Source organism: Anaerotruncus sp. (assembly GCF_057433415.1).
Genome location: NZ_DBMDHH010000014.1, coordinates 48,398 through 59,163, shown reverse-complemented (window position 1 = coordinate 59,163; position 10,766 = coordinate 48,398). Strand labels below are relative to the sequence as shown.

The following is a 10,766-nucleotide window of genomic DNA, read 5'->3' as shown; positions in this document are numbered from 1 at the left end:
CCGGGTACGTGCGGAGGAAGCCGGGCGCGAAGGTGATCTTGCTGGGCGGCGTCTACCAGAACGACGCCCAGGTGATGGTGGGGCCGCTTGTGCGGCAGTGCGCGGAAAACTTCTGCGTCGACCGGCTGTTCATCGGCACCGACGGCTACGCGAGCCGCGGCGGCTTCACCAACAGCGACCACCTGCGGGCGCAGGCGGTGCGGGATATGGCCGCGCAGGCGGAGGAGGTGGTCGTGCTGATGGAGAGCAGCAAGTTCGGGCGCCACGGCGTGGTGCCGCTCCAGCTCGCGGAGAAGGCGCGGACGGTGATCACCGACGACGGCATCCCGCCCGAAGCGCGCCATGAACTGGAGGCGCGCGCGGTCACGGTGCACACGGTGCCGGCAAACGAATAAGAAAACGCCCCGGACGGCCGTTGGCCGCCCGGGGCGTTTGCGCGTTAGAAAAAGGCGTCGATCCCGCCGTCGAGGAACCGCCGCCGGTAGTCCTCCAAATCCTCCTCGTGCAGCGCGTCCGCACCGGAATAGGCGTAGGCGCGCCCGAGCAGGGCGTATTTTTTCTCGCCGAACTGGTGGAAGGGGAGCAGCTGCACCCGCGAAAGGCCGGCCTCCCGGAGAAGGCGTCGGAAGCCGTCCGCGTCCGCAGGCGCGTCGTTATAGCCGGGGATGACCGGAATCCGGGGGAGCACCTCCCTTCCGGAGGCGGCGGCCCGCCGCAGGTTGTCGAGGATCGCGCGGTTGGAGACGCCCGTCCCCGCGACGTGCCGTGCCTCGTCCCAGTGCTTCACGTCGAAGAGCAGCAGGTCCGCGAGCGCCGCCGCCCGGTCGAAGTCGGCGGCGGGCGCGTACCCGGTCGTCTCGATCGCGGTGTGGACCTTTCGCTCCCGCAGCGCCCCGAGCAGCGCGGCGCAGAAATCGGGGTGCATGAGCGGTTCGCCGCCCGAGAGCGTCACCCCGCCGCCGCTCTCCTCGTAGAAGGGCTGGTCCTGCATGCAGACGCGCAGCACCTCCTCCGCGGATTTCCACGACCCCTCACAGGAGAGCGCCCGCGCCGGGCACTGACGCACGCAGGCCCCGCACCCCACGCAGGCCGTGGGGTCGATCCGCACCCCTTCGGCGCCGAGCGCGGCCGCCCCCCGCGGGCAGGCGCGCGCGCATCCGCCGCAGCGCAGGCATTGCCCGCCGTCCCACAGAATCTGCATGTCGGGGCTCTGGCTTTCCGGGTTGGCGCACCACGCGCAGCGCAGCGGGCAGCCCTTCAAGAACACGACGGTGCGGATGCCCGGCCCGTCGTGCAGGCTGAACTTCTGGAGATTGAAAATCAGGCGCTTCTCGCCCATGGGAACGCCCCCCTCGTTTGTCTGGCTCCATTGTAGCACGGGGAAGCCCAAAAGTAAACAAAAACTTACGAATGAAATATTATAATATTTTGTACAGAAATACAATTGACATTTCCCGGGGGGATTGCTACAATGAAATTGCAAACGAATGGTTAAAGACTTACGAACGAATACACTTGACAGCGGGGAGGAGCGGCCGCATGGAACAGTATGTGATCGGCGTTGACGTGGGCGGGACCAAGACGGCGTACGGCGTGTTTGACGGCGCGGGACAGATCGTGGCGCGCCGCCGCTGCCGATCGGACGATTCTCTTTCCCCCGAGGCGTTTTTCGACGGCGTCGCCGCCAACGTGCGGGAGCTGATGGAGGAGGCGGGGATCTCCCCGGGAAACCTGCGCGGCGTGGGCATCGGGATGCCCTCCTTCATCCTCTTCGAGGAGGGGCGGATCGTCAAGACCACCAACCTGACGAAGATCCGCGACTTCCCGGCGCGCGCCTACCTGATGGAGAAGCTCGGCGGCGCGCGGGTGCTGCTCGACAACGACTCCCACACCGGTGCGCTGGCGGAATTCCGCCACGGCGCGGGGCGCGGCTTCCAGAACATCGTCTACTGCCCGGTGAGCACCGGCATCTCGTCGGGCATCGTCATCGACGGCAGGCTCTTCCGGGGCCGGTACGGCTGGTCGGGGGAGAGCGGGCACATGATCGTCACGCCCGGCGAGGGGATCGAGTGCGGCTGCGGCAACCGCGGCTGCCTCATGAGCTGGTGCTCCGGCTCGATGATCGTCCGGCACATCCGAAGCTGGATCGCGGCGGGCGAACCGACCGTCATGGCCGAGCTGGCGGGCGGGGCGGAAAAGATCACGGCGGTGCACCTCCGGCAGGCGTGCGGGCTGGGGGACGCGATGGCGCTGCGTGCGCTCGGGCAGATGGCAAAGTTTTTGGGCATCTGGCTCTATAACCTCTATGTGACCCTCAACATCAACTGCTTCATCTTCGGCGGCGGGCTGACCGGCTTTGGGGAACTGCTCTTCGGACGCGTGCGCGAGGTGTTCGACGGCTATAATCACAACGATATGCCCGTCTACTTCAAGATGGCGGAGCTTGAACACGATTTCGGCGTCATCGGCGCGGCCGAGCTGTTCTATTGAAAGGAGAACCCGATATGAGTTATTTTGGAGAGCTTACCCCGCGCATGGCGGCCTTCCGCGAGGAGCTGCTGAACGCGAAGCCGCAGGTCTGTGTCGAGCGCGCGGTGATCACCACCCGCGTCTACCGCGAGCGGCAGGACCAGCCGCTCGCCCTCAAGCGCGCGACCATGCTGCGCGAGGTGCTTGCGGGCATGTCGATCTTCATCGAGCCGCAGACGCTGATCGCCGGAAACCAGGCGTCGAGCAACCGCAGCGCGCCGATCTTCCCCGAGTACGCGATGTCGTGGGTGATCGACGAGCTCGACGAGTTCGAGCGCCGGGACGGCGACGTCTTTTACATCACGGAGGAGAATAAGCGGAAGCTGCGGGAGATCGCGCCCTTCTGGGAGCACAACACGGTGCTCGACAGGGGTCTCGCGGCCTTCCCGCCCCACTCGAGGCTCTACTATGACCTCGGCATCATCAAGTCGGAGGGCAACATCACCTCGGGCGACGCGCACTGCGCGGTCAATTACGGCGACATGCTGCGGGCGGGCCTCGGGGACTATAAGCGCCGCGCGGAGGAAAAGCTCGCCGCGCTCGACCTGACCGACTACCGCAATATCCACAAGAGCTATTTCTACCGCGCGGTCGTCATCGTGGTGGACGCGGTGCGCGCCTTCGCCAGGCGGTACGCCGACCTCGCCTTCCGGACGGCGCAGGAGGAGCCGGACGAAGCCCGCCGGGCGGAGCTCCTGGAGATGAGCCGGATCCTCAACAAGGTGCCCTACGGGCCGGCGGAGAGCTTCCGGGAGGCCGTGCAGGCCCTCTGGCTCACCCATCTCGTGCTCCAGATCGAATCGAACGGCCACAGCCTCTCCTACGGGAGGATGGACCAGTACCTCGACCCCTACTACGAGGCGGACCTCGCCGCCGGAAGGATCACCGCGGCGCAGGCGGATGAGCTGCTCTGCAACCTCTGGCTCAAGACCTACACGATCAACAAGATCCGCTCGTGGAGCCACACCCAGTTCAGCGCGGGCAGCCCCCTCTACCAGAACGTGACGATCGCGGGCCAGACCCCCGACGGGCGGGACGCGACCAACCCGATGAGCCGGCTGATCCTCCGGAGCGTGGCGCAGTGCCGCCTGACCCAGCCCAACCTGACCGTGCGCTACCACAGGGGGCTTTCCGACGAATTCATGCGCGAATGCGTCGAGGTGGTGCGCTGTGGGTTCGGAATGCCCGCCTTCAACGACGACGAGGTGATTATCCCCTCCTTCATCGCCAAGGGAGTGAAGCCGGAGGACGCCTACAACTATTCGGCGATCGGCTGCGTCGAGACGGCGGTCCCCGGGAAGTGGGGCTACCGCTGCACCGGCATGAGCTTTTTGAACTTCCCCAAGGCGCTGCTCATCGCGATGAACGACGGCGTCGATCCCGCGTCGGGCACCAGACTCTGCGAGGGGGCGGGGCATTTCCGCGATATGGAGAGCTTCGACGAGGTGAAAGCCTGCTGGGACAAGGTTATCCGCGAGATGTGCCGCCAGTGCACGGTCATCGACGCGACCTGCGACATGGTGCTCGAGGAAAACACCGCCGACATCCTCTGCAGCGCGCTCACCGACGACTGCATCGAGCGCGGCCTCAACATGAAGGAGGGCGGCGCGGTCTACGACTTCATCAGCGACCTGCAGGTGGGCATCGCCAACCTGGCCGACAGCCTCGCCGCCGTCAAAAAGGTCGTCTTCGAGGACGCAGCGGTCACCCCGGCGCGCCTGTGGGAGGCGCTGGAACAGAACTTCGAGGGACCGGAAAACGAGCGCATCCGGGCGCTCCTACAGGCCGCGCCCAAGTACGGCAACGACGACGACTATGTTGACAACCTCGTTGTGGACGCCTACAATGTCTACATCGACGAGATGAAGAAATACCACAACACCCGGTACGGGCGCGGCCCGATCGGCGGAATCTACTACGCGGGCACCAGCTCGATCTCGGCCAACGTCCCGCAGGGCGCGGGCACGCTGGCGACCCCCGACGGCCGCAGGGCGGGCGAGCCGCTGGCCGAGGGGTGCTCCCCGAGCCACGCAGCCGACAGAAACGGCCCGACGGCGGTCTTCAAGAGCGTCTCCAAGCTGCCCACCGAGGAGATCACGGGCGGCGTGCTCCTGAACCAGAAGGTCACCCCGCAGATGCTCCAAAAGGAGGAGAACCGCGAGAAGCTGGTCCTGCTGCTGCGCACCTTCTTCAACCGCCTCCACGGCTACCACGTGCAGTTCAACGTCGTCTCGCGCGACACCCTGCTCGACGCGCAGGCCCACCCCGAAAACCACCGCGATCTCATCGTGCGGGTGGCCGGGTACAGCGCCTTCTTCAACGTCCTCTCGCGCAGGACGCAGGACGACATCATCGAGCGCACCGAGCAGGCCCTGTAACGCCGATCAATTGACCGAAAGGGAGTTTTCAATATGTATGAACTGATGCTTGACACCGCGAATCTGGAAGATTTGAAGGAGGGACTGGACAGCTGGCCGGTCGTCGGCGTGACCTCCAATCCCACGATCCTGAAGGAGGAGGGCGGGATCGACGTCTACGCCCGCCTGCGGGAGATCAAGGCGCTCTGCGGAAAAAAGCGCAGCCTGCATGTGCAGGTCGTCTCCACCGCCACCGACGCGATCCTGGAGGAGGCGCGCCACATCCTCGATCAGCTCGGGAAGGACACCTTTATCAAGGTCCCGGTCAGCGCCGCGGGCCTGCCCGCCATCAAAAAGCTCTCCGCCGGGGGGGTGAACGTCACCGCCACGGCGATCTATTCGACGATGCAGGGGATGCTCGCCGTACTGGCGGGCGCGAAGTACATCGCGGTCTATTTTAACCGCATGGAGAATAACTGTACCGATCCCACGCGGGTCATCGCGGAGATCCGCGCGTTCATCGACGGCAGCGGCAGCGGCGCGAAGATCCTGGCCGCCAGCTTCAAGAACGCCGCGCAGGTCGTCTCCGCCTACGCGAGCGGCGCGCAGGGCGCCACCGTGGGCGCCGACATCATCCGCCTGGGGCTGGGCATGACCAGCATCGACAGCGCGGTGGACGGCTTCCGGAAGGATTTTGAGGCGATCCACGGCGCGGGCAAGACGATGTCGACGATCTGAACCGCACGATCATAAAAGCCCGGCTGCCAGAGGCAGCCGGGCTTTTTTCCGCCGCGGTCGATTTTTCCAGCCCCGGCGGAGGCGTTTTGGGCCGTGCGGCAGGGAAGAGCAAAACGCCCGCCGGGAAAGGCGGACGCTCTGTGGGGAAACGGTTTATTTTGATTGCGCCTTTAGTATACCATAAATTTACAATTCTGTATATAGTCATATTCGTGGAAAATCGGGAGAAAAAATCAAATATATTGTGATATCCAGAAAAATGGAAATTAAAAAAGAGCAAAAAAAGTACCGCCCAAGCGATTGCCCGGACAGCACCCCTGGTGGACGGTAAGGAACTCGAATCCCTGACCCCCTGCACGTCAAGCAGGTGCTCTACCAGCTGAGCTAACCGTCCATATCGTCGTCTCTATCAGCGACTTTGTTATTATAATATAATTCTCGGTAAAATGCAAGCGAAAAATTCAAAATTGGCGCAAAAATTTGTAAACCGTGGAAATCGACAAGGAGTGTGGGGGGAATCCGGGGGATTTATTGTGCAGTTCTGTCAAAAATTGCCCCCTTCGCACTGTCAAAACCAACTGAAAAGCACTTGTTCGCCGGTGCGTGAATGTGATATAATAAATTGATTTGGCATGTACAGGAGGGCGTCATGGTAATTCTGGGAATCGACCCCGGCTACGCCACGGTCGGCTTCGGGGTGGTCGATTATGCCTATGGGAAATTTACGCCCATCCGCTTCGGCGCGATCACCACGCCGGCGGGGATGGCGTTTCCGGCGCGCCTGGAAATCATCTACGGCGACCTCTGCCAGGTGCTCGACAAGACCCCGCCCGCGGCGATGTCGGTCGAGCAGCTCTTCTTTACCAACAACAAGACCACCGGCATCGACGTGGCGCAGGCGCGCGGGGTGATCCTGCTCGCGGCGCAGCAGCGCGGCGTGCCGGTATACGAGTATACGCCGATGCAGGTCAAGCAGTCGGTGGTCGGCTACGGGCTGGCCGAAAAGCAGCAGGTGATGGAGATGACCCGCCGGCTGCTCGGGCTGGAAAAGGTCCCGCGGCCGGACGACACCGCCGACGCGCTGGCGCTGGCCATCTGCCACGCGCACTGCGCGGGCTCGCTGCTTGCAAAATACCGATAGGAGGCGCGGGGATGTATTACTGCGTGACCGGAAAGCTGATCCATGTGGAGCCCTATCTCGCGGTGGTGAGCTGCGGCGGGGTGGGCTACAAGTGCATGACGACGATGACGACCCTCTCCTGCCTGCCGCCGGCGGGCGGGGAGGTCACCCTCTATACCCACCTGAACGTAAGGGAGGACGCGCTCGACCTCTACGGGTTCTATACCCAGGCGGAGCGGACCGCCTTCCAGATGCTGATCGGCGTGTCCGGCGTGGGGCCCAAGTCGGCGCTGGCCGTCCTTTCGGACATGACGCCCGACCAGCTCTCGCTGGCGGTCGCGTCGGGCGACGCGAAGAGCCTGCGCAACGCGCCGGGCATCGGGCCGAAGGTCGCCCAGCGGATCATCCTCGAGCTCAAGGACAAGCTCGGGACGGACGGGCTCGCCGAGGGGATGCAGGAGGTCGCCGCGCAGCTCCGCAGCGAGACGACCAATATGAGCGAGGCGGTCAGCGCGCTGTGCGTGCTCGGCTACAGCCAGTCGGAGGCGGCGTGCGCGCTGGCGGGCATGGCCGCCGACACGCCGGTGGACGAACTGATCAAGCACGGGCTCAAGGCGCTTTCGGGCGGCAGATAACGGGAGGGGGCATCGGGGATGTTCGACAACGAGATGGACTTTGAAAACCGCATCGCCGCGCCGGAGTATACCCCGGCGGACGGCGAGATCGAGCTCTCCCTGCGCCCCCGGACGCTTGGGGAGTACATCGGGCAGGAGAAGGTCAAGGAGAACATGCGGGTCTTCATCCAGGCGGCGAAGGGCCGCGGGGAACCGCTCGACCACGTGCTGCTCTACGGCCCTCCGGGACTGGGCAAGACCACCCTCTCGGGGATCATCGCCAACGAGATGAACGTCAATATTCGCGTCACCAGCGGCCCGGCGATCGAAAAACCGGGCGATTTGGCCGCGTTACTCACCAATCTCGCGCCAAATGATATACTGTTTATAGATGAGATCCATCGGCTGTCCCGCGCGGTGGAAGAGGTGCTCTACCCCGCGATGGAGGACTACGCGCTGGATATCATCATCGGAAAGGGCCCGTCGGCGCGGTCGATCCGCATCGACCTGCCGCACTTCACGCTGATCGGGGCGACGACGCGCGCGGGGCAGCTCACCTCGCCGCTGCGCGACCGGTTCGGCGTGATCCAGCGGCTGGAGCTGTACACCGCCGACGAGCTCTGCACGATCGTGCGGCGCAGCGCGGGGATCCTCGGGGTCGAATGCGACCCCGAAGGGGCGTTTGAGCTGGCGCGCCGCAGCCGCGGCACCCCGCGCGTCGCCAACCGGCTTTTGAAGCGGGTGCGCGATTTCGCCCAGGTGATGGGGGACGGCAGGATCACCAAGGAGATCGCCGCCATCGCGCTCGACCGGCTGGAGATCGACCACCTCGGGCTCGAGACGACCGACCGCCGGATGCTCGAGACGATCATCAGGAACTATGCGGGCGGCCCGGTGGGGCTGGACACGCTGGCCGCGGCGGTCGGCGAGGAGGCCATCACGCTCGAGGACGTCTACGAGCCCTACCTCATGCAGCTCGGCTTTCTGGCGCGCACCCCGCGCGGGCGGTGCGCCACCGCGCTGGCATACGGGCATCTCGGGCTCAAAATGCCGGGGGAGGACGCCCCCGGACAGCTCACGCTCGGCTGAGCGGACCGATTACATACGATAGGAGAAAGACCGAATGGGCAGAATTTTTGGAACCGACGGGGTGCGCGGCGTCGCCAACGGCGACCTGACGCCCGAGCTCGCCATGAACCTCGGCCGCGCGGCCGGCATGGTGGTGGAGGAGGCGACCGGACGCCGCCCGACCTTCCTGGTCGGCAAGGATACGCGGATCTCCTCCGACATGCTTGAATCCGCCATGGCGGCGGGGCTGTGCAGCGCGGGGGCGGACGTGGTGCTGCTCGGCGTGGTGCCCACCCCGGCGGTCGCCTTCCTGGTGACCAGGTACGGCGCGGACGCGGGGGTGATGCTCTCGGCGAGCCACAACCCCTATGAATATAACGGCATCAAAATCTTTTCCTCCCGGGGCTACAAGCTGCTTGACGCGCAGGAGGAGGAGATCGAGCGGATCGTGCTCGACCACGAGAAGCCCTATTCGATCAAGGCCCCGGCGGAGATCGGCACGGTGCGCCGCGCGGACAGCGCGGTGGACGACTATGTGGAGTACCTCAAGACCACCGTGGAGTGCGACCTCTCGGGGCTGCGCGTCGCGCTCGACTGCGCCAACGGCAGCGCGAGCGTCACGGCGAAAAAGCTCTTTGAGGGGCTGGGCGCGGACTGCGACATCCTCCACGCCGAGCCGGACGGCAAAAACATCAACGACGGCTGCGGCAGCACCCACATCGGGGAGCTCTGCGCGCGGGTGCGCGCGGGTGGCTTCGACGCGGGGCTCGCCTTCGACGGAGACGCCGACCGCTGCCTCGCGGTGGACGAGAACGGCGGGCTGGTCGACGGCGACCGGCTGATCGCCCTCTTCGCATACCATCTCAAGGAGCAGGGCAAACTGAAAAACAACACCCTTGTGGCCACCGTGATGAGCAACCTCGGCCTCTTCAAGTTCGCCGAAAAGCACGGCATCGCGACCAAGGCCACCAAGGTCGGGGACCGCTACGTGCTCGAAACGATGCTCGCCGAGGACTTCTGCATCGGCGGGGAGCAGTCGGGGCACATCATCTTCCGCGACTTCATGCCCACGGGGGACGGGCAGCTTTCGGGCATCCAGCTGCTGAGCCTCCTGAAGCTCTTCCACAAGCCCCTCTCTGAGGCGGCGGGGCTCATGAAGACCTATCCGCAGACCCTCTTAAACATCCGCGCGACGCCGGAAATGAAGGCGTCGCTCTCGCAGGACGCGCGGGTGCAGGGGGAGATCGCGCGGCAGAACGACCGGCTGGGCGGCGACGGGCGGGTGCTCGTGCGCGCGTCGGGGACCGAGCCGCTCATCCGCATCATGGTCGAGGGGCAGGACATCGGAGAGATCGAGGCGATCGCGCGGGAGATCGCGGACGTGATAAAGGGGTAATGACATGCGCGCAGCAACCGGATGGAAGGACTTTGAACTGCTTGACGCGGCGGACGGCGAAAAGCTGGAGCGGTGGGGGGACGTGATCCTCGCCCGCCCCGACCCGCAGGTGATCTGGAAGACGCCGAAGGGTCCGGAGTGGGGCCGCGCCAACGCGCGATACAACCGCTCGTCGAGCGGCGGCGGCAGTTGGCAGGTGAACCGCCTGCCGCGCGCCGAATGGGAGATCGGCTACGGACCGCTCCGGTTCTGCATCCGGCCGACCGGCTTCAAGCACACGGGGCTCTTCCCCGAGCAGGCGGTCAACTGGGATCTGATGGACGGCCTTGTCAAAAACGCCGGCCGGGAGCTGAGCGTCCTCAACCTCTTCGCCTACACGGGCGGCGCGACGCTCGCCTGCGCGGCGGCGGGCGCGAAGGTCTGCCACGTCGACGCCTCCAAGGGGATGGTGCAGTGGGCGCGGGACAACGCCGCGCGCTCCGGCCTCTCGGACAGGCCCGTCCGCTGGATCGTCGACGACTGCAAGAAGTTCGTCGAGCGGGAGATCCGCCGCGGCGTCCGGTACGACGGCATCGTCATGGACCCGCCGAGCTACGGGCGCGGCCCGGGCGGCGAGGTGTGGAAGCTGGAGGACAGCGTCTTCGACCTCGTGAGCCTCTGCGCGGGGGCGCTGTCGGACGCGCCGGAATTTTTCCTGCTCAATTCCTATACGACGGGGCTCTCCCCGTCGGTGATGGCGTACATCCTGTCGGTGACGGTGGGGGAGCGGTTCGGCGGGCGGGTGTCCGCCGACGAGATCGGCCTGCCGGTCACGCGGACGGGGCTGGTGCTCCCCTGCGGGAGCACCGCCGTCTGGACGCGCGAACCGTGACCGCCGTCCGGACGCGCGGATAACGCATCGCGGGCGCGGCCCGCAGAAACAGACAAGCTCACACGGCCGGTAT

At 65.4% G+C, this 10,766-nt stretch carries 10 protein-coding genes and 1 tRNA gene; 9 read left to right on the top strand and 2 right to left on the bottom strand.

All coding sequences use genetic code 11. The features are described from left to right. On the top strand, window positions 1–395 hold a 395-nt coding region (locus tag ACZO3G_RS05965), incomplete at its 5' end, for a DeoR/GlpR family DNA-binding transcription regulator (protein WP_486846929.1). A gap of 44 nt (window positions 396–439) precedes the next feature. Here the strand turns inward: ACZO3G_RS05965 and ACZO3G_RS05960 are convergent. Then, window positions 440–1,339, bottom strand: a complete 900-nt coding sequence (locus ACZO3G_RS05960) for a glycyl-radical enzyme activating protein (RefSeq protein WP_276872043.1) — start codon at window positions 1,337–1,339, stop codon at window positions 440–442. 200 nt (window positions 1,340–1,539) lie between these two features. Here ACZO3G_RS05960 and ACZO3G_RS05955 point away from each other — a divergent pair, with 200 nt between their 5' ends. From ACZO3G_RS05955 to ACZO3G_RS05945, 3 genes are read left to right on the top strand one after another with little or no spacing between them, the layout of a single operon-like run. After that, window positions 1,540–2,490 carry an ROK family protein gene (locus tag ACZO3G_RS05955; RefSeq protein WP_276872046.1) on the top strand — a complete coding sequence of 317 codons (951 nt, stop codon included), beginning with the start codon at window positions 1,540–1,542 and terminating at the stop codon, window positions 2,488–2,490. 14 nt (window positions 2,491–2,504) lie between these two features. Beyond that, window positions 2,505–4,907, top strand: coding sequence for a glycyl radical protein (locus ACZO3G_RS05950; protein WP_276872048.1), 2,403 nt, complete (start codon window positions 2,505–2,507; stop codon window positions 4,905–4,907). A 33-nt stretch (window positions 4,908–4,940) separates the two neighbouring features. Then, the gene (locus tag ACZO3G_RS05945) at window positions 4,941–5,624 is read left to right on the top strand and encodes a fructose-6-phosphate aldolase (protein ID WP_101550247.1); all 684 of its coding nucleotides are present in this window, start codon (window positions 4,941–4,943) and stop codon (window positions 5,622–5,624) included. A 318-nt stretch (window positions 5,625–5,942) separates the two neighbouring features. Here the strand turns inward: ACZO3G_RS05945 and ACZO3G_RS05940 are convergent. Beyond that, window positions 5,943–6,018: transfer RNA gene (locus tag ACZO3G_RS05940), tRNA-Val, on the bottom strand. 255 nt (window positions 6,019–6,273) lie between these two features. Between ACZO3G_RS05940 and ruvC the strand changes: the two genes are divergently transcribed. Genes ruvC through ACZO3G_RS05915 form a run of 5 tightly spaced genes read left to right on the top strand, consistent with a single transcriptional unit; the run spans window position 6,274 to window position 10,693 of the window. Continuing rightward, on the top strand, window positions 6,274–6,765 hold the full coding sequence (gene ruvC, locus ACZO3G_RS05935; RefSeq protein WP_101550249.1) for a crossover junction endodeoxyribonuclease RuvC: 492 nt from the start codon (window positions 6,274–6,276) through the stop codon (window positions 6,763–6,765). A gap of 11 nt (window positions 6,766–6,776) precedes the next feature. Next, the gene (gene ruvA / locus ACZO3G_RS05930) at window positions 6,777–7,379 is read left to right on the top strand and encodes a Holliday junction branch migration protein RuvA (RefSeq protein WP_276872049.1); all 603 of its coding nucleotides are present in this window, start codon (window positions 6,777–6,779) and stop codon (window positions 7,377–7,379) included. 18 nt (window positions 7,380–7,397) lie between these two features. Beyond that, window positions 7,398–8,447, top strand: coding sequence for a Holliday junction branch migration DNA helicase RuvB (ruvB, locus tag ACZO3G_RS05925; protein WP_101550253.1), 1,050 nt, complete (start codon window positions 7,398–7,400; stop codon window positions 8,445–8,447). A 34-nt stretch (window positions 8,448–8,481) separates the two neighbouring features. Further along, window positions 8,482–9,822: a phosphoglucosamine mutase gene (glmM, locus tag ACZO3G_RS05920; RefSeq protein ID WP_277138566.1), complete on the top strand. Its 1,341-nt coding sequence runs from the start codon at window positions 8,482–8,484 to the stop codon at window positions 9,820–9,822. Between the two features lie 4 nt (window positions 9,823–9,826). After that, entirely contained in the window at window positions 9,827–10,693 is an 867-nt protein-coding gene (locus tag ACZO3G_RS05915; RefSeq protein WP_101550257.1) for a class I SAM-dependent methyltransferase, read from the top strand. The last annotated feature ends 73 nt before the right edge of the window (window positions 10,694–10,766 follow it).